The sequence below is a fragment of the Thalassoroseus sp. genome (assembly GCF_984380535.1).
Window position 1 is genome coordinate 69,116 of the sequence record NZ_CFHRBF010000021.1, and the last position, 25,700, is coordinate 94,815.

11 protein-coding genes and 1 pseudogene are annotated in these 25,700 nt (G+C 55.5%); 2 read left to right on the plus strand and 10 right to left on the minus strand.

Features of this window, described 5'->3' with window-relative positions; translation table 11 throughout:
- Positions 1-16: 16 nt before the first annotated feature.
- Entirely contained in the window at positions 17-895 is an 879-nt protein-coding gene (locus AC5DDB_RS25190; RefSeq protein ID WP_491742524.1) for a response regulator, read from the minus strand.
- Between the two features lie 213 nt (positions 896-1,108).
- Positions 1,109-12,082, minus strand: coding sequence for a beta strand repeat-containing protein (locus AC5DDB_RS25195; RefSeq protein WP_491742525.1), 10,974 nt, complete (start codon positions 12,080-12,082; stop codon positions 1,109-1,111).
- Between the two features lie 365 nt (positions 12,083-12,447).
- Here AC5DDB_RS25195 and AC5DDB_RS25200 point away from each other — a divergent pair.
- Positions 12,448-12,597 (plus strand): annotated as a pseudogene (locus AC5DDB_RS25200) (DUF1549 domain-containing protein); the annotation flags it as partial.
- A 15-nt stretch (positions 12,598-12,612) separates the two neighbouring features.
- Here AC5DDB_RS25200 and AC5DDB_RS25205 read toward each other — a convergent pair.
- The 7 genes from AC5DDB_RS25205 to AC5DDB_RS25235 form a co-directional block, all read right to left on the minus strand.
- Positions 12,613-15,084 (minus strand): DUF5060 domain-containing protein, encoded by a 2,472-nt coding sequence (locus AC5DDB_RS25205; protein ID WP_491742526.1) that lies wholly within the window; start codon positions 15,082-15,084, stop codon positions 12,613-12,615.
- A gap of 113 nt (positions 15,085-15,197) precedes the next feature.
- A complete protein-coding gene (locus tag AC5DDB_RS25210; RefSeq protein ID WP_491742527.1) occupies positions 15,198-16,601 on the minus strand; it encodes a four-carbon acid sugar kinase family protein in 1,404 nt (467 codons plus the stop codon).
- Entirely contained in the window at positions 16,602-16,991 is a 390-nt protein-coding gene (locus AC5DDB_RS25215) for a VOC family protein (RefSeq protein WP_491742528.1), read from the minus strand.
- The gene (locus AC5DDB_RS25220; RefSeq protein ID WP_491742529.1) at positions 16,988-18,025 is read right to left on the minus strand and encodes a Gfo/Idh/MocA family protein; all 1,038 of its coding nucleotides are present in this window, start codon (positions 18,023-18,025) and stop codon (positions 16,988-16,990) included. Before AC5DDB_RS25220 ends, AC5DDB_RS25215 begins: the two co-directional genes overlap by 4 nt.
- Positions 18,022-19,278 carry an MFS transporter gene (locus AC5DDB_RS25225; protein WP_491742530.1) on the minus strand — a complete coding sequence of 419 codons (1,257 nt, stop codon included), beginning with the start codon at positions 19,276-19,278 and terminating at the stop codon, positions 18,022-18,024. The genes AC5DDB_RS25220 and AC5DDB_RS25225 overlap by 4 nt, the downstream gene beginning before the upstream one ends.
- On the minus strand, positions 19,275-20,006 hold the full coding sequence (locus AC5DDB_RS25230) for a cyclase family protein (RefSeq protein WP_491742531.1): 732 nt from the start codon (positions 20,004-20,006) through the stop codon (positions 19,275-19,277). The genes AC5DDB_RS25225 and AC5DDB_RS25230 overlap by 4 nt, the downstream gene beginning before the upstream one ends.
- Entirely contained in the window at positions 20,006-21,079 is a 1,074-nt protein-coding gene (locus tag AC5DDB_RS25235) for an isocitrate/isopropylmalate dehydrogenase family protein (RefSeq protein WP_491742532.1), read from the minus strand. Before AC5DDB_RS25235 ends, AC5DDB_RS25230 begins: the two co-directional genes overlap by 1 nt.
- Before the next feature lie 111 nt (positions 21,080-21,190).
- Between AC5DDB_RS25235 and AC5DDB_RS25240 the strand changes: the two genes are divergently transcribed.
- A complete protein-coding gene (locus AC5DDB_RS25240; protein ID WP_491742533.1) occupies positions 21,191-22,117 on the plus strand; it encodes a LysR family transcriptional regulator in 927 nt (308 codons plus the stop codon).
- Positions 22,118-22,168: 51 nt separating this feature from the next.
- Here AC5DDB_RS25240 and AC5DDB_RS25245 read toward each other — a convergent pair whose 3' ends face one another.
- On the minus strand, positions 22,169-25,684 hold the full coding sequence (locus tag AC5DDB_RS25245) for a sulfatase-like hydrolase/transferase (protein ID WP_491742534.1): 3,516 nt from the start codon (positions 25,682-25,684) through the stop codon (positions 22,169-22,171).
- Positions 25,685-25,700: the final 16 nt, after the last annotated feature.

A 25,700-nucleotide genomic window follows, 5' to 3' on the forward strand; every position in this document is an offset into this window, starting at 1 on the left:
CGTGAATACGCTCGCGTTACTTGCGTTTGATCATGCGGATCTCGTTGCCGGTTTGGTTGAACGTGACTTCGTCCATAAACGTGCGGATCAGCATCAACCCTCGACCGTGTGCTCGCATCAGATTCTCTGGGTCGCAGGGGTTAGGCAGCGACGTCGGATCAAACCCTGGTCCATCGTCACGGATGGCGAACGAAACCTCCTGGTCGGTCAGCCGCATTGTCACAGACACATGACGGTCACAGTAGGGAGATTGTGTTGCTCGCTGGGTTCGCAAATGCTGATATTGGTTACCATCTTGGTCACGCAATTTCGAATCCAATTCGAAGTTGCCATGATCGCGGGCGTTCAACAGAGCTTCGCTCACGCACAAACCGACCCGCAGGCGAGTGCTATCATCGAAGAGAGACATCGTGTGGAGCGTGTCGTGCAAATAGCTGACTAACACATCTGGCCCATTCGGCTCGCAACCCAGGACAAATCGCGATGTGGTTTCCGTCAGCAACTTGGCGACTTGATGACGTTGTTGCCTGGCTCGTGCGACACCGGCCACCAGTCGCAATGCCGGTGCGAGATCGCGTTTCAGTCGTCGTTTGGGGACGTAGCTTGATGCTCCTGCTTGCAACGCAGCCGCAGCGACTTCTTCACTCCCTTTGGCCGTCATGAGAATCACAGGAATCGCCGGGTGCGACTTCTGCACGGCTTTCACCAATTCGAGGCCGTCCATTTTCGGCATATCGAGATCGGTGAGGATGATATCTGGTGGCTGCTTCGCTACCTGTGCCAACGCCTCTAGACCGTCGTTGGCAAACTCCGCTTCCATATGTTGATCTTGAACGCAACCTTCAGCCAATCGGCGATCCAGGGGATTGTCGTCGACCACGAGCACTCGGGTCATCGTCCGACTCCGCAAGAAATGACGCGAAATTCTTGTTACATGTGTACATGGTAACTAGTATACCGGCAGCAACAAATAATTGCGGTTCGATTTCCGCTCCTACGCAAGGTTTCCTACAAACCAAAAGGACGAGCCAACTCGAATTAAAATACCATGATCGGACTGCGGAAACTGTGGTCTCTCCGGGAATCAGTCCGATCTCCGTTGTTGACTCTACACTGTGATTTGGCGGTTGTTTCCGGTGATTGGGTCCCAGAAGTAGAGGTCTTCGCCTTTGCCGGCGGTGAAGGCGGTGTCGATGAGGCGTTGGAGTTGGGCGAAGCTGTTGCCGTTGATCAGTGTGGGGTCGACGACGTCATCGACGAAGCGGGGCGAGGCCTGGTCGCGGATGTCGGTGAGCGCCGTGCGGTTGGCTCCGGTGGCCGGGTCCCAGAGGAAGACGTCATCTAGCCCGTCACCGTTGAGATCGACGATTTGCACCATGCGGTCTTCAAAGTCGTTGAAGCCGGCCCGCGAACCGAGGCTGCCGTTCTCGATGCTCCCCACTCCCGAGGTGATGCCGGGGGTCAGGGCGGCGAACTCGATGCGGCGGTTGGCTCCGGTGTCCTTATTGAGGAAGAAGAGTTCATCCACGCCGCCGGCGACGAATTCGCCCACGTGGATTTCTTGGAAATCGTTGCCGTTGATCGCGGTGACATCGACGACATTCGTCTGGAAATTGTTCAGATCGGTGTCGCTGCCGGCGGTGACGGTCTCGAAGTGCACCAGGCGGTTGCGACCGCTTGTCGGGTTCCAGAAGAAGAGGTCGTCGGGACCGGCTCCGTCGAAGTTGCCGACGACGGCGGCGGGGAAGTCGTTGCCGTTGATCGTGGTGGCCGGCAGCACGTTGGTTTCGAAGTTGCTGGCGACGCTTCCGGTCCCGCCGGTGAAGTGGGCCAGCCGGTTCGCACCGGTGGCAGGGTTCCAGAAAAACAGGTCGCTCGATCCGTTCTCGTCAAAGTCTCCGACAAGCACGTCGGTGAAATCGCCGGCGTTGATCGCAGACGGATCGATCGGGCTGTCCTGCACGCTGCCATCCGCGAAGACGATGCGGTTGGCACCGGTAGTCGTGTTCCAGAAGAACAGATCGTCCTGCACTTCGTCCGCAGTCGGCGTGCCATCGAAGTTGCCGCTGACGAAGGTCTCGAAGTCGCCGTTAATCTGGCCCGGTGGGACGGGTTGGTCGACAAAGGTAGCCAAGTCGGCGATGAGATCGTCATTGATGATGGTACCCGTCGCCGAGTCATCCGCGATCGTCACGTCGCGTCCGGAGGCTTGCACGTTCGCGAGGTTGACCAGGAATGTCTCGTCGTCTTCGAAGTTGATATCGCCAATGACTGTGACCGTGAGCGTGTGGGTTTCGCCGGCTGTGCCCGCGAATTCGAGCGTGCCGTTGGTCGCGGTGTAGTCGCCATTGGCAGCGGTCGCCGAATCATCGGCAGTGCTGAATTCGACCCGCACCAGCGTATCCACCGCGTTGTTGAGCGTGACGGTGAACGTGACCAGTTGCGACCCGGCGGTGCGTTCGATGACGGTGACGTCACCGATCGACAGGCTGGCGGAGTCGTCGTTTTGGATCGTGCCGATCGCGCGTGAATCCGCCACCGAGACCGCTCGGCCGCTGGCATTGAGATTGGAGAGATCGACCAGGAACTGCTCGTCGAGTTCGACGATACTTTCGGTTGTGATCGCGACGGTGAACGTGGCCGAGGTCATCCCGGCGGGGATCGTGACGGTGCCGGAGGTGTCGGTGAAATCGCTCACCGAGGCGGAGTTGGCGGTGGTGGCGTAATCGATGCTCACGTCGGCATCGGCTGGTTGCGAGAGCGTGACGGTGAAGGTCATCGTACCGGCGTCTTCCGCCTGGCTGACATCCGCGATTGCCACCGTCGCCGAGTCGTCGTTGGTGATCGTGCCGATGCCTTGCGAATCCCCGATCGTCACATCCCGCCCATCCGCTTGCAGATTCGAGAGATTGACGAAGAACCGCTCGGTCAGTTCGACAATGTTGTCTGCCGTGACATCGACGGTGATCGTCGCGGACGTCGTGCCTGCGGCGATCGTGACCGTGCCGGAGGTGCCGGTGAAGTCGCTGCCGTCGGCGGTATCGGCCGCCGTGTTGTAGTCGACCAAGACATCCACATCGGCCGGTTGGCTGAGCGTGACGGTAAAGGTCAGCGTGCCGGCGTCCTCGTTCTGAGTGACATCGTCGATTGTCAAAATGGCGGAGTCGTCGTTTTGAATCGTGCCTACACCGATGCTGTCGGTGATCGTCGCGTCGCGTCCGCTCGCTTGCAGATTCGAGAGCAGCACCTGGAACTGTTCGTCGAGTTCGACGGTGTTATCCGCCGTGACATCGACGGTGATCGTCGCGGACGTCGTGCCCGCGGTAATCGTCGCGGTACCCGTGGCGGTGGCGTAGTCACTGTCCGCGGTTTCAGCCGAGCCATCAGCGGTGGCGTAATCTACACTCACATCGACATCGGCCGGTTGACTGAGCGTGACGGTGAAGGTCATCGTGCCGGCGTCTTCGTTCTGCGTCACGTCGTCGATCGAGACCGTCGCGGTATCGTCGTTTTGGATTGTGCCCACGCCTTGCGAATCCGCGAATGTCACATTGCGGCCGCCGGCCATCACATCGGTAAGGTTGACGAAGAATTGCTCGTCGAGTTCAACGATGTCGTCGGCCGTGATAGCGATGGTAAACGTCACCGACGTCGTTCCCGCCGTGATGGTGGCCACCCCGGAGGTGTCGGTGAAGTCGCTGACTGCAGCGGTGTCGCTGGTCGTTGCGTAGGCAACACTGACGTCGACATCGACGGGCTGAGAAAGCGAAACGGTGAAGGTCATCACGCCGGCGTCTTCGTCTTGGCTGACATCGTCGATCGAGATGGTCGCCGCGTCGTCGTTGGTGATCGTACCGCTGCCCTGATCGTCAGCGATGGTCACATCGCGTCCGCCAGCTTGGAGATTCGAGAGATTGACGAAGAACTGCTCGTCGAGTTCGACAGTGTTATCGGCGGTGATATCCACCGTGATGGTTGTGAATGTCGTTCCCGTGGTCATCGTGGCCGTACCGGAGTTCGCCGTGAAGTCGCTGCCGTCGGCGGTGCCAATCGCGGTTGCGAAGTCGACGCTCACATCGGTATCGACGGGCTGACTGAGCGAGATGGTAAAGGTCATCGTGCCGGCGTCTTCGTTCTGCGTCACATCGTCGATCGAGATGGTCGCCGCGTCGTCGTTGGTGATGGTGCCGACGCCCTGATCGTCGGCGATGGTCACATCGCGTCCGCCCGCTTGGAGATTCGAGAGATCGACGAAAAATTGCTCGTCGAGTTCGACGATATTGTCGGCGGTGATATCCACCGTGATCGTCGTTGCGGTTGTGCCCACGGTGATTATGGCCGTGTTGGAATTGGCGGTGAAGTCGCTGCCGTTGGCGGTGTCAGTCGCGGTTGCGAAGTCGACGGTCACAGCGGTATCGACGGGCTGACTGAGCGAGACCGTAAAGGTCATCGTGCCGGCGTCTTCGTCTTGCGTGACATCGTCAATGCTGACTTCAGCGGCATCGTCGTTGATGATCGTGCCGGTCGCTTCAGTGTCGGTGATTGTCGAACCGGTCGTGGGATTGGATAGATTGACGAAGAAAGTCTCGTCGAGTTCGACCGTTGTATCGCCGGTCACGAGTACGGTGATTGTCGTGGTGGATTCGCCGTCGGCGAAGGTGGCCGTCCCGCTGGGCAGGATGCCGCCGTTGAAGTCGTCGGTTTCGCTCGTGCCATTGGTGATGGCGTAGACCACGCTTGTCGTACCGACAGTGTTCAGGGAGCGTGTCAGTGTGAAGCTGATCACCGTTGTGCCGGAGTCGCCTTCGCTCGCGTTGGCGTCGGCAATCGTGACTTCGGCGAAGGTTTGCAACTCAAACGCACCGATGTCGACGGCATTGCCGATCACGCGATCAAACCCCATGCTGCGTTGATCGGAAAGTAGTGCCGTTCCCATATCGGTTCCGTCATCGGTGGCCCGAGCAGTGTCGCCGGCATCGATCGCCGGGCTGCCGAGGAATAAGGCGTGGGTGGAGGTTGGTCCGCCGTTATTCTGCAGATTGGTGTCGATCACGCTGGTAGCTGTCACACCGACGATGTTGCCATCGACGAGGTTCATCAGTCCGCCGCTCGTGGCTGCATCGCCGATGATGTTGTTGACGCTGCCGGCTTCCAGGTCTTTCTCGTTGATGTCATCCGGCGTGCCGCTGCCGACGGCTCCGGTAACGTTGCCGACGACGATCGAATTGACCAGAGTGGTGTCGGTGACGGCATCGTCGAAGGTCCAGATTCCGCCGCCAGTTTCGATTCCATTGCCGTCCCCGTCATCGTCGGCGCGGTTGCCGAAGATGGTGCTGTTGACGACTGTCAGACTACCGTCATCGTTGTAGATTCCGCCGCCATCCACACTGGCTTGGTTGCCGGAGATCGTTACGTTGACCAGCACCAAATCGCTGTCGGAGTGAAAAATCGCTCCGCCGTCCACGAACGCGCGGTTGCCACCAAAGGTGGAATTGGACACAAAAGCCGTTCCGCCATCGGTCAAGAGACCACCGCCGGCAAAGCTAGCGAAGTTGTCGATGAAGCTGGACGTATCGATCGTGATGTCACCGCCGGAGTTGTGAATCGCTCCGCCGTCATCGCCAGTCGCTTCGTTGGCGATGAACAAAGTGCCGCTGACGTCGAGCACTCCCGTGACAAAGTCCGTGGTGCCGTTGTAGATGGCCCCGCCGTCATCACCGCTGAAGTTCGTGCGGAACTCCGAATCGATAACCGTCAAATTGCCGAGGTTGTAGACGCCGCCACCGCTGTCGAGCGATTCACTATCGACAACCGTAACGTTGGTCAGTGTGAGATCGCCTTCTTGGTTGAAGATCGCCCCACCGCGTTCGGAGTTGCTGAGGAACAACGGGATAGGAATGATCGATTCGAGGAACGTGCCGCTGTCGAATCCGTCCGCGAAGCCGTCTTCGAGCGTCACGTCGGAGATGTTCACGGTGGCGGAATCGACGAAGAAGATCTGCGAGAGGAAGTCGGCATCGATCGTCAGCAGGTCCGCACCGGGGCCGACGATGTCCACGTCTTCGAAAATCTCCATCCGGAAGTTGCCGACCGGTTGCGGTTGCATGTCGATGCTGACCGGCCCACCGATAAACAGGTTCGGATCGAAGGTGATGGTGTTCATGTCAGCTTCGAGGTTGGCGAGTTGAATCGCTTCGCGAAGCGTCAGTTCGCCGGTTCCGAAGTTGCCATCGACAACATCGCCTAGGTTGTCGACGACCAGATTCGTCGCAGGCGTGTCCAACACTCGCAGCACGACATCGTTGCCATCGCCGCCGTCGTAGACGACCAAGTAGTTCGTGTCATCGACCCGGAAGACGCTTTGAGCAAAGACTCCGTCAACGGGGTCGGCCGTGCCGTCATTGTCGATGATGATAAACTCGTCGCCCGGGTTGGGCATGAACCCCGCATCCCGAACCACATTCAACTCCGCCCCACCAAGTTCCACGGTCCCGGTAACGATAATCTGATCAAACTCGGTGCCGACCGTCGGACCATCAAGTTCGACGTCGAATGAATCGTCGGTGGCAAGTACCAGGTCGCCATCGACAACGAGCTGACCCAGTGCACTTCCCGGTGAGATACCACCGTCAACCGTTACCGTGGTGCCCGTGATATGCGTTACGGTCGCGAGACCGGCAGAGGTTCCGATTGGTCCGTTGAGGCTTGTTACGGTCACGTTTCCGGCCGCGGAGACCGTCCCGTCCGAGCCGAAGAAGACGGATGCCAGAGTGTCATTGACGGTTCCTCGAGTCCCGGTAATCTCGACATCGCCACCAGTCGACTGGATGGCGTCGTTCGTCAAAATCGACACGCCAGTAGTGGAGGTGCCTGTCGAACCCCCGATGCCCGTGACGCTCACGAGTCCCATGCCTGTAATGCTTGAGTTGGTTCCTTCAATGCTAACGCCCTCGGTAATCGCTGACCCTGTCCCGCCGGTCCCCATGACGGTCACTGGTGCAGTTCCACCCAAAATTGAAGTCGCAGCATTGTTATTATTGACGATTAGAATGCCATGGTTTCGCTGGGCCGATCCATTGCCGCCTGTTCCGGTTACGGTCACGGCCCCAATGCTGCCGGTGGTCAATCCGATGGTTGAGCCATTTGTCACAGTGACACCGAGCACGAAAGCGGTGCCGGTTCCCCCATCACCGACAACGGTGACGTCACCGCCCCCGGTGTCCGTGACCATAGACGCAATCTGGGCAATCACGCCAATGTTGTTATCTGTTCCGCTGCCACCAATGCCGCTAACAGAGACACCACCGCCCGTCGCGACGACGGAAGAATTTGTGGCGAGATTGACCCCAATGGTTCCAGCTGTTCCCGTGCCGCCTTGGCCGATGATCTGAACGGCTGCGCCCGACATTGGTGGAGTTGCCAGTCCACTAGTTACTGTCGAATTGTTCTGAACAACAACCCCTGAGTTGCCGGTCCCAGTGCCGTTGCCACCGGTGCCGTCGATGAGAATACTGCCGGACTGAGAATCGACCATTCCGGAGTTGGTAATCACCACGCCGACGTTCGAGTTCGTACCGCTACCGCCAATACCAGTGATGGTGACATCGCCCAGCCCACCGATTCGCGAACCATTCCCGCCGATTCGTACGCCATCATTGAAGGTCGTCCCGCTGCCACCCGTTCCGGTCACGATGACAGGTTCCGTTCCACCGGCAATTACCGAAGGAGCCATCGCCATCCCGTTATTGGTCACGATCACGCCGTAATTCTGGTTGCCACTCCCGTTGCCGCCGGTTCCGATGACAGTTACCCGACCCACGGTTCCGGTCGTGAGACCGATTGTGGCTCCTTGTGAAACGGCGACGCCATCCAGGAAAAAGGTACCGTTGTTCCCGGCGTTCCCGGTCACGGAAACATCTCCGCCACCCGTGGCAGTGATTGTCCCATTGTCGAAGACTAGGACTCCGTAATTCTGGTCTCCTGTTCCGTTCCCGCCGGTTCCCATCACGGTCAGATTTCCGGAAGACGTCTGCAGAGTCGAATTGCTATTCACAGCGACACCAAAGTTCGCAGCGTCCCCGTTCCCACCGGTTCCGGCGACCATCACGTCGCCGGTCCCGTTCGCTGCGACAACGGCTCCGTTCACGAGCGACACACCAATTCTCACGGAAGCCGTTCCCGTGCTGGCTCCGACACCGGTCAGATCGATGGAACCGTTACCCATCGCTTCGATCGTCGCGTTGTCGAGCCGAATTCCGGTAAAGTCACCCCCAGAGCCATTGCCACCGGCATTTGCCGAAAGCATGATGTTGCCATCGACCGTAGTGATCGATGTCCCGTTGAAGAATTCGATGTTCTCTGTCGCGGTGAGCGACACCATGCCGGGCATACCGTTCGTGGTGGCATTGCTCGTGTCGATGGCAGCCGCCGCCCCGACCGTGATCTGACCGGCGTTCACGGTCAGGTTGCCGGTGTTGCCGGCCGCGGCGGAACCGAGCATCAGCGACGTGTTGATGTTCACCGTGTCATCGTCGATTGCATCCGTGTCATCAATGGTCAAAGCCGCATCGAACCCAGTCCCAAAGCCCGTGACATTAATCCCGTCTTGCCCACCACCAGTGTTGATCGTGAGCGACTCGGCCGGATTGTTGAACGTGGTTATCTCGCCGGACGTGGAATTGATCGTCGTCTGGCCACCGCCTGCATTGGTGACGTCAATGGTTTCGTTGACGTTGCTGAATGTGAAACTCAGATTGTCGGCATTGATCGAGGTGTCGATCGGTTCGAGACCGGTATAGGTGATCGTGGTGCCATCCAGGGAGATATCACCATCGTTCGCGTTATCGTAGTTGAAGAAGCCATTCGTAAACGTTCCCCCAACGATTTCTAGCACATCGCCGGGATTAGTGCTCGTATTGCCTTCGCCGTTGACAGTAATTGGCACATCAAAATTACCGCCCGAGAAGTCAACGGTGACCGTGTCGTCGCCGGAGCTGCCGTTGATCTCGATTCTGGTGACGCCAGTCGCATCGACGCTGTGCAGCACGTTGCCTGGGTTGCCGGTTTCGTGAATGACGAGCGTGCCGTTGTCGATCACCAAGGTGATCGGATCGACGGTACTGATGTCAAAAACGAATGCGTCACTGATGGTCAGCTGCGTGGTGACGATGTTGGTATCGTTGGCGGCCCCGGAATCATCGATCACGATCAGGTCGATAGCATGCATACCCGCGCCAAGACTGCCACCACCGCTGAGCGTTTGTGTGGCCTGCCAGGGGATCGCCGCCGTCGGGTCGGTGGTGGTAAACTCCGGGGTTCCGTCCTGATCCAAGTCCCAACCGTAGGTCAGACTATCGTTGGTGTCGACATCGCTGGTGACGCTGGCATCGACGGGAACATCATCTCCCATATTAATGCTATAAGGACCACCGGCATTCGCGACGGGCGTGTCGTTGACGCCATTGACGGTCACCGTGACGGTAGCCGTATCGGACAAGCCGCTCTGATCCTCAATCGTGTACGTGAACGTGTCGTTCAGGGATTCTCCGACCCCCAAATTTTGGAAGGCTTGCTGCTCGGCGGGATCGTAGGTGAAATCGCCATTGGCATCGACGGTGACCGTTACCCCTTCGCTAGTGGGCGACGTATTGGACACGACTTGAATCGTATTCCCGTTATCGGGATCGGAATCGTTGGTCAACACGTTCCCACTGAGCGGCGGTCCATCTTCGCTGACGTTAAAAGGATCCGCGTTCGCGGTGGGAGAATCGTTGGCCCCGTTGATGGTGATGGTCAGCGTGGCGAAGTTGCTTCTGTCTTTTCCGTCGGTCATTTCGTAGATGTAGGTCTCGGTCAGCGTTTCCCCGGGTGCGAGTGCATTGACGGTCGCGTTGCTGTCATTCAGGGTATAGGTGTAATTTCCGGTGGAGAATGTAACTGACAAGAGCCCGTAGGTATTGTTGCTGCCCAAAAAACTTAGACTGAATGCGGAGCTGTCGTCATCGGCATCGGTATCGTTAGTTAACAGATTGCCTGAGATCTGGTTCGAACTCGGCATGCCGTCGATTGCTTCGGTGATGGAATCCGTATCATTATTGGCAACCGGAGCATCGTTGACGGACGTTGCGACGACGGTCGTGGTATTGTCTGAGGCCGGGGTCGTATTACCGTCATCGGCTTGGATCGTGAATGTGGTCGTGACCGTACTGCCGATGGCCACTTGGTTCGCGGTGGGAGTGAATGTGAGCGCTCGAATCGCTGTGGTGGCGTCGCCGGAAGTGGTTTCCGTAAAGGTATAAACGCCGTTGCCCTGATCGGCAAAACCACCACCGCTGAGCGTGCCGTTGGCCGGAGCGTCCAGCGTGACGGTTACCGTCAGCAGGTCCGCGTTCATATCGTCAATAGTGACACCGGAAAACGGATTAATCGTGGCGTTGTCGTTCACCATCTGCCCAGCGACGGTGCCTGTGATCGTCGGAATGTTGGGATCAAACTGGGCTTCAACTGCGCCAATATCGACAGTGTCGAAAAAGCGACTCTCTCCACGTTGGTCAGTGGTCACACCCATTGGGACCGAGTTATCGTTACCGGCGTTGATTGCGGGCGAACTGGGCAACAGGGCATGTGTCGCCGTGGGGCCGCCATTATTCGTCAGAGCCCCGAGTTGAGGATCAGCCTTGAGAACATTAGAGCCCGCAATGAATACCGGTGTTGCCTCGAACAGACTCGTCCCCACGGCGGTGCTTAAATTCTGCACCCCGATTAAGGCTCGATTGAAATCGTCCACCGGATTCCCGTTTCCCGAGGAATCGGCAAGGATACTGTTTCGTAATCTCACCAACGAGTTGTTGCTATCTGAAACCTGAAAGACAGCACCGCCATCAACGGTCGCGCCCGTGAGCGTATTGCTGGCAATAGTCGTGTTGTGGACGGTGACGTTGCCATCATATTCAAAGATCCCGCCACCGTAGGCGTCGCCATCCCCTGCGGTGGCTGCTTGCCCGTTGCCGCCGATGGCGTGGTTGCCGGAAATTGTCGAGTTGATGATCGAGACCGTGCCTTGATAGTTGAAGATGGCGCCGCCCATTCCGGCTCCGCCGCCACCCCCGCTATAGCCGGTTGGAGAGAAACTGCTGCCAGCACCGCCGCCGAATCCCCCGTCGCCAGCAGTCGTTCCGCCGCCGCCACCCCCGCCAAATCCACCGACTCCACCCGAAGTTCCACCGCCGCCGCCGCCGCCAAATCCACCGTCGCCAGCAGTCGTGCCGCCACCACCGCCGCCACCAAATCCGCCGTCGCCAGCAGTCGTGCCGCCGCCGCCGCCACTAGGCCCACCGCCATTTTCGCCACTGCCGCTACTCCCCAAGCCGCCGCCGCCGCCCCTTACTTGACTGCTTCCATCCACCATATCGCCGCCATCGCCACCAACCGCGGTGTTGGCGGTGAGGGTACTGTTGAGAATGTCAACGGTTCCCTGATTGAAGATCGCGCCACCCAGGCCTGCCGCACCGCCACCGCCAAACCCAATAATGGAATCATCCGTGACTCCGGTTTCGCCATCGCCGCCGCGGGCCACGCCGCCGGACAGTGTCAGGTTTTCCAAGGCCAACGTGCCAGTAGCAGTGACATGGAACAAACGGAAGTCCGCCGCTGACCCATCGCGAGCAATCGTGATGCCATTGTCACCACTTGGCCCGATAATCGTCACATCGGTGCTGATTTGAAACGCGGTTGGGCCAACCTCGCCGGAGTTCACACCGGTGTCGAAAATGGTGAGGTTGATCGTCGCATCGCCACTGGTGGTCAACGCCGGAGCGAAGGTAATCGTATCGGCCTCGGCGTTGGCGTTGGCCGCTTCGATCGCGTCCCGCAAAGACACCCCGCCGGTTCCGACTCCGTCGTTTTCATCCGCGAGAGTATCCACGACAAACGCCGCGAGCAATGTGCGGTCTTCCAATCGTTCAGTCGCTGCATGCAACTTTCGACGGATTCGACGATCTTGACGGAAATGGATTCCGCGAGATTTCGGCACAAAGCCGTAACAACGGATGGCGAACTGTTCGAGCCAAGAAATTAAACGCATGAACTCTTCTCTTTACTCAGCTTGGGGCAGCGTAACTGATAACGAGGACATGACGATCAACGTCGCCAAATACATGAAATAGACAGGGTTTGGAGATTGGAGAATCTGGGGTGGGAGTTCAGTGTCGTCCGTCAGTACGATGACGTGCAAGTAAAATCACCGAAAACCCAGGTTTTTATCCGATGTCACTATCAAGCGCAACGTGCACCCAGCCCGGCAAACACCCGGATTCTACACGTGATCGACCTTGCCGAAGTGGGCCAAAGCATTCTGTGCTTGACGGCTGATAGCATCGGTTAGATGCGGCTTGAGACAATGAATCCGAGACCCAACAAGCAACTGCCAGAACAGCCGTCTCCGATTGTATTGAGGTTGTCTCGCCTGCTTTGTCCGACGGATCTTCAAACTCTGCGATTAGGAACGCCTGGATCCATCGCGATTACGTCATCCGGTCTTTCAATAAAGACAAGCCGTACGACCAATATCTGTGTGAGCAGAATGCCGGTCAAAAATCACTTCGGACTGAAAGGCTACTTCGGCAATTTCGGGCTTGCGGCTGGGCCTGGTTCTGCGTTTTTGCTTTTCATGTAGTTCGGAGTTTTCGTCAGGAGAAAACGATCGAACTCGAACCCGTCTTCTCGCATCGAAAACATTACGGTATGAAGACCTGGTTCGGCGACATCCAACCAAATCTTTCCTAGGACACCGGTATGAACCTTGTTTGTCCTCTGTCGCGAATCCCATTGCCATTGACCATGTTTGCCGGTGAACTGTAATCGAGCACCTGATTCCGGCCATTTTCCGTCGAGACCGACATGAAGACCGTTATCTTCGGACCCCGTGCAACACATACGTACCCAGACGTAGTAACGACCTGCCTCGGTGAATTCCACGGGATAGTAAAGGACGCTGCATTGTCCTGGCACATTCGAGAAGCTCACACCTTTCACAAGTGGATCACTGTGAGTGACACGCGTATCAGGTAGGATTTCGAGGTACGCTCCCCCAACCGCTCCTTCGGCATGGCTTGGGTCTGGATCGGGTTTGACGTTCGGTGTGTTTTCAGTCGTTGTTAACACCCACCTTCGATGTTGCTGGCGATCAACGGCGTCGAAGTCTTCAGCTTCAACGACGACAATCCCGTGAGTCTGCTTATGGACGGTTTTTGCTTGCGACACGTCATAGGTAGATTGAGACGGTGAGGCATCTGTTTCGGGAGTGGGCGAACGCGTTTCACCGGCTTCGTGTGTTGGATCGTGAGAGCTTTGTTGCTGTTCGGAATCACTTCGTTGAATGACTGCAAGCCAGTCCTGATCGGGATCGCTTGGCGGATTGCCCAGCTGGACTTTGGCCCCGGCCTTGAGCATTTTCGTCGAACCGGGTTGGAGACTCCCGCCGGTACGCGGATTGAACCAGAGGACTTCGAACATGCCAGTATCGTCCGACAAATCGAGTGTTGTAGGTTCGGCACGTTTCAAGAAAACGAGGTAAACCTGACCCGGTTCGGCAAGACAATATCCGTGGTCGCCGGCGATCTTCTCGTTCGCATTCGACATCCGCCAGAATGGGATTTTGTGTTCCGCGAAAAATTCTAAGGCGATGCGGGACTGCTGCCACATCTTCTCACGGACGCGGTAGTCCTGACAGGTCAAGTCGCTATGTGGGTGCTTGTATCCGAAGTACCATTCGACACCCGCGCCACCAGCCATCAAGTTTCCCCAAAGCGCATTTCGCCGTGCGTCGTTTCTTGTCGGGTCTTCCGCATCGGTCACCAAAGAATGTTGTGCGTCGCCTGGTTCATCACAAGCAACTACCCATGGCTTGCCAGCCTCGACAGACCGGCGGATGTAGTTCAGCGTGGCCCGATGCACATTCCGAAAGTCGGATTGATTCGTTTGCAGAGAGAACCCGGTCAATGCAGAGTTTTTGCCCAGCAAGTCATAATGGTTGTTTCCATTGTGAATGACGATGTGGTGTTTGTAAGGGTCGTGGGTTCGAAAGTAATCGGCCCAGGCCTTCTTCTTTTGAGTTTCGACCTTGTGGCCTAGTCCGACTTCCTCGCCTAGATTCCAGTTCATTGCTAAATGATGGCCAAACCGTGCGATGAGTTCTCGATAGTATAATTTGCGGTGGGGACCCAAATGACCGTCGTCGAGAAGATTGACGTTCTCGGCCTCTTGCGTTTTGAAGTGCAAGTACATCCCCATTCGTCTGCCATGCTCGAAGACGATTTCCCATTGGTCCATGCGTGAACAGTCGATGCGTTCGCGTTCGTTATAGTTGGTATAAGGAAACACATTGCGATCGTCGCCTTCGATGTTAAGTGTCAGGAAGGAAAACGAATTCAAACCCTGTTGGGAAAGATAGTTGATTGCTCCGATGATCCCTTTGCCTTTTTCGCCCTGCCAAGTGGGGTCGTGGTCCCGCCAATCTCGGACATGTGGCTGCCAGTCCTTAATCAGGTTGTCTTTCTTGCCATCCGTTTTGAAATCCCCGTCGAAATCTCGGTACGCCAGGAAATTTTCCGGCGCGTCGACACCGGCTTTGAGGAAGAACTCACCGGTCCCTGCAAATTGAAGGTGGTGCTTACCAACGTAGTCGAGTCTTCCTTTCGCACGCAAATCACGACCGCTTTTGTTCGATTCGGCTACCTCGAACGTTCCGCTTAAGCCATCGATGTCTACTACGGGAGCACCCGCGTTCGCGTTATCAGAGATTGCTACCTTAGGTCCTGCTCGGAACGAAACCTTGTACGACCACTTCCCGACATGATCGGGAGCGAAGTGAACACGCCACTTATTTCCTGACGTTGCCGATGTATTTGCTGCATTACCATCAGCTGCAAAGTAGCCGGGAACCTTGTAGACGATACCGGTCTCGATATGGTGAAACTCGACATTCAAGCGGTAGTCGAGAAAAGGATTCGGCGTTCCGTCTTCCGAAGCCTGAGGCCCCGCAATTGTCAAAGTCACTTTGTGCCATAGACGCAACTCATCGGACATCGAAATGGTTGCAGCGTGACTAGTCTCTACGATGGTAACGAGACACAACAGAACTATGACGATCAGACGTGTCAGAAAACAGCGCTTATGCGGGCAAATCATAAAATGGCTTTCTAAGAATCAAGTATGCGAAAGGCGTCTAGCAACGCGTTAGAATCTCCTACGTTGCCGGGGAAGATGATGTAAGGGAGTTGCGGAAACCGTGACTCGGGGCCTAGTCGCCACACTGAAACGCCGGGAACGAGTTGGCCTAGTACTGTAGCCCGTCGTACGGCAAGCGCTTTCGTCGCGATATCGCTGGAAGTAATTCCGCCCTTGGCTATCAAAAACTTCGGTGGAATAGGTAGCTGCCGGACAATTTGAATCAGCGATTCCGAAACCGTTCTTCCGATCCGCAAACTGTCGTCGGGATCGCGGCCTTGAATTAATTCGCGACTGGTTGCGAGCAATACGTTAGTGCCGGCGTCAATCTTCTGAGCGACTTGATTAGACGTTTCCGAGATGACACGGTCACGTAGGGATTGGTTTAACAGCTCGGAAACTGAAAGCTCAATAAACGCAATACGGGGCTCTTGTTTCAAGACTTCAAGCTGGGCTGTCGTGGCCGGGACGTAAGAACCGGCAACAATCAAGCCTCCGGTCTTTTGCGGGACGATCAATTGTTCTGCGGTGAGAAGCGGTTTCGTCGATAAGGCCAATCGTGCGGCAACGTAGTCGGCTGCAGAACGTACTAGGAAGCGACACCCTTCGGATTCTAGTTCTTGCATTGCGGAGACTACGACATCTAAGTCCTCCGTGATAACAGCATCACTAACAACCAATTTCTTCGGCGACGTATTTCGGAGTTGATTGGCTACCCCTTTTGGCCCTAGACGTCGAATCGTGTCTAGGCGAATTACGTCTACGTCCTTCGCTAACAACCGCCCCTGAGACTTTTCTTGAACCCACTGCGGCAAGTCTGAATGCGTGTACCCAAACACGCGATCGCGTGCGAATGGCGTTTCCGCAACGGGGATTAGCCGACCCTCTTGGTGAATATAGTGCACACCTTCGATAGTGCAGCGGCCGCCAGCTTCGAAACATGGGATGATGAGTGTCGCATCGAATGGTCCCAGCGTGTCATTGAGCACATCCGTTTCCAACGGGAAGTGCCCCCGCAACGTCGAGTCGCTACGACTGACGAGATGATACGGCCTACCATCGGCAGCAGTTCGCAAATTCTCGGCGACGATCTTGGTGAGAGTACGAGCCTCTGCTTCGGGAAGAGCGCGCGAATTGGTCAGCACGTAGAAGCATGAGGAATCGTCGACGAATGCAGACGTGAGTTGCTCAACAGACCAGTCTGTCAGCACCGGGACATCATAAACTGTCTGTGTTCCAGTCGGGTCGTCATCGAGGACGATCAACTTCGACTTTGACGAATTCTGTAATCTCGATCGGTTCAATTCCCGTAATGGCTCAGGCCATGGGGGTGGCAGATTTCGCGAATCGAACGTGAGTGAAATTGAAGAATCCATTTAGGTCCCTGTGACCTCGATCTGAATATCATTCGTAAAGTTGCGATCGAGAAAAACTGCGCGTTGGCCTCGAGTCCCCTGATGCGGTACGGACGCAGTCGGCACCGGGGACTGTTTGATAAACTCACCGACGTCATCAACCTTCAAACAGAGATGGTGTAACCCGGAACCGTGGTCTGTGAGCCATTGCTGAAGTGGATGATCTGCCGTCAGCGGTTCTACCAGTTGCAAATGACAATTCCCCAGATCGAGATGAGTCAACCGCACGGTTCCGTCGGCGACGACTTCGCTAAAGAGCACGGGGAAACCGAGTCTATCACGCCAACACTGCAGTGCGGTTTCGGTATCGTCGACAACGATCGCTAGATGATCCAAGCCCTGATGTTTCATCGTGAAGAGACCTCCTGAGGAACTCCAGTTTCAGCGGCGCGGTAAACTGCCTCTTGAACGTCAAGCGTCCGTAGGTATTCTTCACCGCTAGTTTCGAACGGTTCGCCATCGCGGAGCCGATCGACAAAGTGACGTTGCGTCGCAAGAACGCAGTCTCCGGCAAAGCCGCGACGTTCGTGAGAATAGTCGAGGTTCCGCGACTTCTGTCCCAACGGTTGATGGGTGAGACAACCATCATGAGCAAGACGCAACGAGCCGTTGTCGCCTTCGATGAGAAACTCGCCAAACGTGTATCGTGGGTCTACGCGGTCAGGTGGTTCGTTGTACCGGTTTGCATCCCATTGGCCGATGGCACCGTTCTCAAACTCGAAGATAAGCAACCCGCAGTCTTCCCCTTGAATCGATGAATTCAATCGTCGAAGCCAAGCCGTGACGCGACGAATTTCACCGGCGAGAAACCGAAATGTATCGATAAAATGCACGCCGGTTTCATAGACGAGAAGTCGTGGATAGTCGCGGAAATAGGGTTGACGAGGGATGTAGGCATTTTCTCCCCAGCCGTCGCCCATCCGAGAGCGGAACGCGAGCGAATGCAATCGCAGACCGATCGCGCCCGATTCCAGTTGGCGTTTGATCTCTCGATGCCAAGGTTGAAAGCGGAAGTTCTCGTGTACCATCAAACGCACGCCAGACTCGACGGCATTTGCAACGATTTCTTCGGCTTCCGCCAAAGTCGGAGCGAGTGGTTTTTGCACGATGATTGGAATCCCACGTTTGGCCGCTTCGGCACAGATCTCGGCATGGGAAGACGGCGGCGTGATGATATCCACAAAGTCCGGTTGCTCTCCATCAAGCATTTCTCGATAGTCGGCATAGCAGCGATCGATATGGAAATCTTGAGAGATTTCAGCTGCACGCTGCTGGTCGCGATTGCTAAATGCCACGATTTCGACGTCCGGCATTCGCTGCCACGCATCGTACTGGAAACGGCTGAAGTACCCGGCTCCGATGCAAACTCCCCGGAGTGTTTTCATGCCTTGCTCTCTTCCGTTGAGGGGGTTTGAGTCGATAGCCAGCAAATGATCGACAAGGCACTTAAGCCCGCGGCGGTGTAGAAGAATGCGACATTTCCGCGGGAGCTGTCTGGCAGGTAGGTGAATGCCAGAGCCGTGACTGCCGATCCTAAGTTGCCTGCCATGTTCATCGTGCCGCTGACAGCACCAGCGTGGCGGCCTCCAATGTCGATACAGAATGACCACGAAGGGCTCAATGTCATGTCCGCGCCAAAGATGGCGATCGACAACCAAAAAACTGCGCCGCCCGCCGTTGGCTGATTGATGCTCATCAGCATCCCCAACGCCGCGAACATGAAGCCGATAATAGCCGTCAATCGCCGGGAGCCAATTCGCCAACCCCGAAGATACAACCGGTCGATCAACCAGCCCGAAAAGACATTCCCAACGGCGCCTGCGAGCAAGGGAATCATCGCATAGAGTCCGGCATGGACGGCGTCGAGTTGGTAGGTTTTCTTCACATAGGGATAGAGCCAAGTCAGGCTGAAAAAGAAGGTGAAATTGCTGCCAAAGTATTGCACCATCATCAACCACAGGTTCCGCTGGCGAAGCAGGCGACTGACAGTCGACTCATCGTCTGAAGTTTCCGGTGAGGTCTGCCGCTGGGAAAGAATATAGTTCTGTTCGTCTTCGGAAAGACGAGGATGCGTTGCGGGGTCGTCGCGGAACCACCACCACCAAAAGCCGGCCCAGGCAAACCCAATTATCATCAACCAGAAAAAGGTCGCCTGCCAACCCCATCGTGAAATGAGGAATGCAACTGCCGGCATCGCCAGAGCGGCTCCGATCCGTGAACCTGAGAAGTTGATTCCTTTGACTAAACCCCGTTCCTGCTGAGGAATCCAGGCATAGACCACACGGGCCATGCCGGGGAACGCACCCGCTTCGCCTGCACCAAAGAGAAATCGAATGACCAGCAAACTGACGAAACTCCAAGCGACAGCCGTGAGTCCCGTGAACAGCGACCATGCCACCACGACCACCGTCAGAACCCCGCGTCCTCCCCAGCGATCCGCTAACTGCCCGCTCGGCGTCTGGAACAAGGCATAACCGAACGCAAAGGCGGCCAACACCCAGGACCACTCCCGATCCGAGAGGCCCAACGGGCCGCTCATGGCGTCCTTCGCGGCAGAGATACAACTACGGTCAACGTAAAGCAGCACGGAAAGCAGAAACGTGTTCGCCACAACCAGAGCGCGGGTTGGGACTTTCATGAGGCAGCCTCCGATTCGGATTCAAGGTCCCATTCGATCGCAAAGGCGCGACACGGGCAGCCATCACCGCCTTCAATCTTCAACGGCAGTGCTGCGAACAAAACTCGAGGGGAATGGATTGCTTCGAGATTGGTCAGTCCTTCCACAATCGTGACTCCGCCCCCCAGCAGAATGCGATGAATCCGCGTGACTTCTTCGAGATCGTTGACATCGGCCACCGACGGAGGCTCGACACCCAACAAACGCACCCGATGTTCGACCATCCACGTCGCCAAGTCTTCTGCGATCCGTGGCAGACCATCGCGGTAGATTTCAGGGTCTTCCCAATGTGCAGACCAGCCTGTCCGGAACAAAAGGCTTTCGCCAACCACGAATCGATCAGCAATTTCTCCGAGATGAGCAATATGGATTTCCGACTTCGGAGCAAGACCGGGCACATTGACAATCCATGCCGGGCTGAAAAGGTTTGCAATGGGCACACGATCGATCGAATGCTCTTTCGCCGGACGACCATCCACGATTTCGTCTGAATGGAAAAAGTGAGTCGCTGCGTCCATGTGTGTACCAGCATGCGAATACAAATGCAGCGTTCTCGCATTCCAACCGTCCTCGTCAATCGTCTTCGACATTTCGAAATCGATGCCGCGAGTTCCTGGGCGTAGCGGAAGCGTGAGGTCAATCAATCGATCAGAGACGGCGTCGCAGATCGCTGCCAGATTCGCGTGCATCAGGGCCTCAGTTTTTCCAGGATCAAGTTGGTCATCTCGTGTGTTCCCAAGGTACCCCGCATATCACTCGACCGGTTCTCTGGTTCGGCGAGCACTTTTCTGACTGCCTCGCGAATCATTGCTCCGCCCTGCACGGTTTCTGGATGGTCCAAATGCTCCAACAACATTGCGAGACTGAGAATCATGGCAATTGGGTTGGCGATTCCCCGCCCAGCGATGTCCGGGGCAGTCCCATGCGAGGGCTGAAAGACGGCACAGTCGGGACCAATATCCGCCGAAGGAGCCATTCCCATGCCTCCGATTAATCCGGCGGCCAAATCGCTGAGGATGTCGCCAAACATATTCTCGGTAACAATCACATCAAACGATTCTGGACGCTGCACCAAGTACAATGACATGGCGTCGACATAAACCCGATCCGTTGCAACACCCGGGTAATCTTTCGAGACTTCGTCAAACACCGCACGGAAGAAAACCATTGAGGGTAGTACATTCGCTTTGTCGACGAGCGTAACGTGCTGGCGGCGTTTCTGGGCCAGTTCGAACGCCGTTCGGCAAATTCGCTCGGCTCCCGCACGGGTGATACGTAGGATGTCCGTTGCCTCTTTCGCTTCCGCGTCGAACTGCGACCCCCGCGACGAAAAGAGCCCTTCGCAATTTTCTCGCACAATGACGAAATCAATATCACCCGCTCCGTACCCTTTGAGTGGGGTATCTTGCTCGTGGAAAAGTTCGATCGGGCGAATGCCGGCGAAAAGATCCAGTCGTTCCCGAAGGTCAATTTGCGGCGTGATCTCTTTCCCGTTTGGCCATCGAACATTGGGTAATCCCATGGCTCCGAGCAAAACCGCATCGGCTTGACGACATGCATCAAAGGCTTCTTGGGGAAGTGGATCTCCCGATTGTAAAAACTCGCCCGCGCCGACCGAATGCTGTTGTGTGTCGAAAGTCACATCCGGAAGTTGATCCGCCACAGACGCAAGAACTGCCAATGCGCTTTCAACAACTTCGAGCCCGATTCCATCGCCTGGTAGGACTGCGATCGTATAGTTTTGCTTGTGTGCTTCGTTCATGTTTTCAAGACGATGGGGTTGCCAAACTGAGTCACTTCACTTCATAGTCTAAGCCGACGACTTTTTTATTCCATCAAAAAGATGTTAAGCATTATTCGAAGATTCCGAACGATGACGAAACACTTGGACCTTGCAGATCAATTGACGGTTCAGCAGTTGCGGACGTTCTGCCACGTTCATGAACTGAAGAGCTACTCAGCCGCTGCCAGAAAACTGAACCTGTCGGTGCCTGCGGTTTGGGAGCAAGTTCAATCCCTCCAACGTCGGTATGGAGTGGAACTTTTCGAGAAAGTGGGGCGTGGCATTACCGTGACCTTAGCCAGCCAGCAGTTGTATCAAATCCTCCAACCGGTACTCACTGGGCTAGATTCGAGCTTTGAGTTATTGCATAGCGAACGTTCTTCACCGACCCAACCGATCACAATTGTTTCCGGCGTTCGCATGATGCAGGAGGAATTGGCACCTGCATTCCGACGCTTTCAACGTGAGTTCCCTAAGACACCCTTGCGAATTCTCCATCGCGACAATGAGACAGCGCAAAAGTTGGTGGCGGATGGTGGCGCAGATTTGGCCTTGATGTTAAGACCAGGTCCCGGTGATACCTATGACTCGTTGACCACGAAGACCGTTTATACCGTTGACTATCTAGCCGTCGTTTCTCGACGTCTTTCTTTGTCTCGAAAGTCTAACTGGAGTTTAGAGGAACTCGTCTCGCATCCACTGATCATCGGACATCGCGGAACGAATGTGCGACAAATGTTTGAGCAGGCACTTCATCGACGCGGGTTATACGAACGAATGCAAGTCGCGGTCGAAACAGACAACAGTGCCTTCACCATTGCGGCGGCAAGATCAAGTATGGGTGTGGGGATTTTGGCTGGAGTCGCTGGTGGGCCGCTTTGTCGTGGACTGCAAGCGAGAACACTTCACGACGAACTCGGCACCGCCGAAATCGTCTGTGTCTGGAAACGAGGGCGTCAATTGTCTTCTGCGATGACGCGATGGATCGAGGTGCTTCAAGAAGTGGACTCGAATTAGATTCCCGAAATCTATCGGCCGTCTCAATCAGGGATTTGTCGATAATCGCAACTATCGTTCTTGCGGGTCAACTAGGTTAATCTGCCGCTGATCGGCACCTTGCGTTCCCACATCACCTAGCTCGGCTTGAACTGTTGTTGCTTGTTCACTCAGACGGGCAACGACATCAGGATTCTGATCAGCCACGTTGTTTTTCTCGCCCACATCAGTCTTAAGATTAAACAACTGGTGCTCTGCCAGCTTTACGAAGCCTTTTGTCTTATCAGGCTTTTTTGACCAGAAGGGTTGATCTTTCGTCGTACGTGGCAGATGTAGCTTCCAGTGGCCATGACGTACCGCTTGAAGATTCGTGCCATTGTAGTAGTAGAGAAAATCATGCGGAAATTTGACCGCTTCGCCTTGCAGGATGGGAAGAATATTCTTCCCATCAATTTTGCGATCGGTCGGTAGTTTGACACCCGCTAGTTCACAGAAGAGAGGGAGCAGATCCATACTTGAGATCGTCGTGTCTGAGACCTGCCCCGGAGGAATGACACCTGGCCAGCGAAAAATGACAGGTACCCGATGTCCGCCTTCCATTGTGCAGTACTTGCCTCCAGCTAGACCGCCCGTTGACCCAAATCTGGTCGGGCCATTATCCGACGTGAAAACAACCAGCGTGTTGTTGTCGAGACCAGCATCACGGATTGCCTGCATGATCCGTCCCGTGCTGTGATCGAGTTCCTTGATGAAGTCGCCGTATTTGCCTTTCATGGATGAGCCGACAAAGTCGTCACTTGGCAACAAGGGGCTATGCACAATGTGGTGTGAAACATAGATAAAAAACGGGTTGTCGTCTTGCCGCTTGATGAATTCGACCACTTCATCAGTGTATCGCTGCGTCAGTTCTTGGCAGCGAACGTTTTTTTGTTCGATTTTGCGACCGCGATATAGCGTATTGTAGTTCGGTCCGCGTCTCGGTTCGTAATTACTTGGAATTCCAAGATGCTCATCAAAGCCGGCATCGAGCGGGTGAGAACCGTCGATTTCTAATCCCAGGTGCCATTTGCCAACCATTAGGGACTGATAGCCGGCGGGCCGAAGCAGTTCTGGAATGGTTAACTCTTCGGATGCTAAACCGTAGCGTTGATACTTCGGGATGTTCTCGTTTCGGGCGACCGGCATGCCGCACCGCATTGGATACCGTCCAGTTAGAAGCGCAGCTCGGGAGGGGCTGCACACATTAGCCGGCACAAAGAAGTCGGTGCTGCGAAAACCCTCCTTTGCTAATGCGTCGAGGTGTGGCGTCTTGACACCATCTGACTTATAACAACTGATATCTCCATAACCGAGATCGTCAGCGAAGATGACAATGAAATTGGGGCGGGTAGATCGTGTAGCAGATGTCGAGTCATTGACTTCGGGATGAGTCTTTGAGGTTTTGGGATTGGGGATCGGAGAATCCTTAGTCTGCTCGTTTAGACTCGGATACTCATCCAAAACTTTTGCATCAAACTGGATGTCATCAACTGTAATGTGACCCCAACCGCCTTTTGATTGATCGACGACTTTGATAAACATCTTCTTGCCAGCATAGGGAGTAAGATCCCATTCGCGTTCCTGCATCACTTGATCTCTGATGCCACGGGCAAACTGGACTTCCGCCCTGTCAGCTGTGCAAAGCGCGATATAAACGTCCGGGCTGTCGCCACCGCCGACACGGAATGTCATCGTCCCGGCTTCGGGGACAAACAATGGTGAGATAACGACTCCGGTTTGAGCGTCCTGTCCTTTTTCTGCATTGGCAGATGCCTCCAGTGTCGTGAGGTAGTGCTCACCCTGCTTGTTGTATTCCCGCTTGTTATGAAAGAAGTAAGCTCGTTCGCCGATAACATGGCCGAAGTGACCTTCGACAACTTTCCACGGTGCCAGCTCACCAGATTCGAAATCGAATGTTACGCTGCGATCGCTAGGGCTTGCAGCAGTCTTCTTTGCGGGTCTGCTTTTTCGTTGTGGAGTGTTGTTTTTTGAATTCGGTATTGGCTGATATTTCGCTAATAACGTATTTAGTTTCTCGACCACATCGGGGTGTTCGTTATGAACATTCTCAGTCTGATTTACATCTATGGTAAGATCATAAAGTTGAGCGTGTGGTGCATCTTTCTTGATCTTCCCGTCTTCTATATCGCTGTTAACTGAACCGACAAAAGTGGCCGCTGCCGGTCCGGCGAATGTGTGGTCACCGGGTCGTTTCCCCCCGAATCCACCGCTGCCGCGGGCCGGAATATACATCCACTTTCCTTGCCGAACCGAAAGGTGCGTTCCTTTATGAGGGGCGAGAATCAAATGGTCACGGATCGGCTCTTGCAGTTCGTCGACAAAGGCAGGCAGCATGTTGATGCTATCGACTTGTTGAGTTTGGTCGAGTGTCTGTCCGGTCAAGGCGGCAAACGTCGCCAGCATATCAACATTGCCAATTAGCTGATCAGAAGTTGTGCCAGCCTTCACCTTGCCTGGCCAGCGGACGATCATGGGCACACGATGCCCGCCTTCCCAGACGCCGAACTTGAATCCCAGCAAATCGCCGTTCTGTCGATGACCGGCTTTAAACGCAGCTTGGCCGCCCAGGTTGAACATGCCGCCGTTATCACTCGTGAAGATCACTAAGGTATTGTCAGCGATACCGATATTCTCAAGGCAGGTCATGACTTCACCAACGATCCAATCAAGTTCGTGGATGAAGTCGCCGTAGAGACCACATTGGCTCGTGCCCTGAAAACGCTTCGCCGGTGTAAAAGGGTGATGAATGTTCGTCGTCGCGAGGTATAGAAAGAACGGCTTGTCCTTGTGTTGGTCGATCCATTCAACAGACTTCTTCGCGAGCGTCGTTCCGACCTGATAATCGTTAAACAGTCGATGGGCTTCCCTTGCTCCGCCAAAGGCGTTGGCACTGCGATTCGCCGCCTCGGGCGGGATGGGGGTGATCGGCGTCGCCCCCTTTGCATTCCGACCGAGATAAACGAGCGGGTCATTCGGGTCGCTACCAACGACGCGGTCGTTCTCCACGTAGACATACGGGGGAGCACTGTTGACGACCGGCATCCCGAAGTAGTAATCGAAGCCTAGGTCTTGCGGTCCAGGCCGCAGCGGTTCCTGCCATTTGTTCGTTCCCTCGCCAAATCCGAGGTGCCATTTTCCCATAACCGCTGTGTTATAGCCGCTGTTCTTGAAAACATCTGCGATTGTTGTTTTCTCCGTATCGACAATCAGTGGCGAAGTGATCGGGGCTGGTCCCCATACGCCTCTGCCACCATTTGCCCGTACCGGATATTGACCAGTCAGCAATGCATAACGCGAAGGCGTACAAACCGCCGAGACCGAATGCGCATCGGTAAACCGCCGCCCTTCCGCGGCCAGTTTGTCGATGTTGGGCGTCTGTACTTTTGTGGCTCCGTAGCATCCTAGATCGCCGTAGCCAAGATCGTCTGCAAAGATCAGAACGACATTTGGCAATTCGTCTGCTGCAAATAGTCGATGGGGCGATACTAGGAACACGCCTAGAACTTGAGCGAACAAAAAGAGTCTCATGTCAGTACCTCAGGAG

Excerpts from the sequence above, each read along its gene's own strand:
- AC5DDB_RS25235 (WP_491742532.1), bottom strand. The coding sequence starts at position 21,079 with ATGAACGAAGCACACAAGCAAAACTATACGATCGCAGTCCTACCAGGC.
- AC5DDB_RS25225 (WP_491742530.1), bottom strand. The coding sequence starts at position 19,278 with ATGAAAGTCCCAACCCGCGCTCTGGTTGTGGCGAACACGTTTCTGCTT.
- AC5DDB_RS25210 (WP_491742527.1), bottom strand. The coding sequence starts at position 16,601 with ATGGATTCTTCAATTTCACTCACGTTCGATTCGCGAAATCTGCCACCC.
- AC5DDB_RS25230 (WP_491742531.1), bottom strand. The coding sequence starts at position 20,006 with ATGCACGCGAATCTGGCAGCGATCTGCGACGCCGTCTCTGATCGATTG.
- AC5DDB_RS25220 (WP_491742529.1), bottom strand. The coding sequence starts at position 18,025 with ATGAAAACACTCCGGGGAGTTTGCATCGGAGCCGGGTACTTCAGCCGT.
- AC5DDB_RS25195 (WP_491742525.1), bottom strand. The coding sequence starts at position 12,082 with ATGCGTTTAATTTCTTGGCTCGAACAGTTCGCCATCCGTTGTTACGGC.
- AC5DDB_RS25245 (WP_491742534.1), bottom strand. The coding sequence starts at position 25,684 with ATGAGACTCTTTTTGTTCGCTCAAGTTCTAGGCGTGTTCCTAGTATCG.
- AC5DDB_RS25240 (WP_491742533.1), top strand. The coding sequence starts at position 21,191 with ATGACGAAACACTTGGACCTTGCAGATCAATTGACGGTTCAGCAGTTG.
- AC5DDB_RS25205 (WP_491742526.1), bottom strand. The coding sequence starts at position 15,084 with ATGTCCGATGAGTTGCGTCTATGGCACAAAGTGACTTTGACAATTGCG.
- AC5DDB_RS25215 (WP_491742528.1), bottom strand. The coding sequence starts at position 16,991 with ATGAAACATCAGGGCTTGGATCATCTAGCGATCGTTGTCGACGATACC.
- AC5DDB_RS25190 (WP_491742524.1), bottom strand. The coding sequence starts at position 895 with ATGACCCGAGTGCTCGTGGTCGACGACAATCCCCTGGATCGCCGATTG.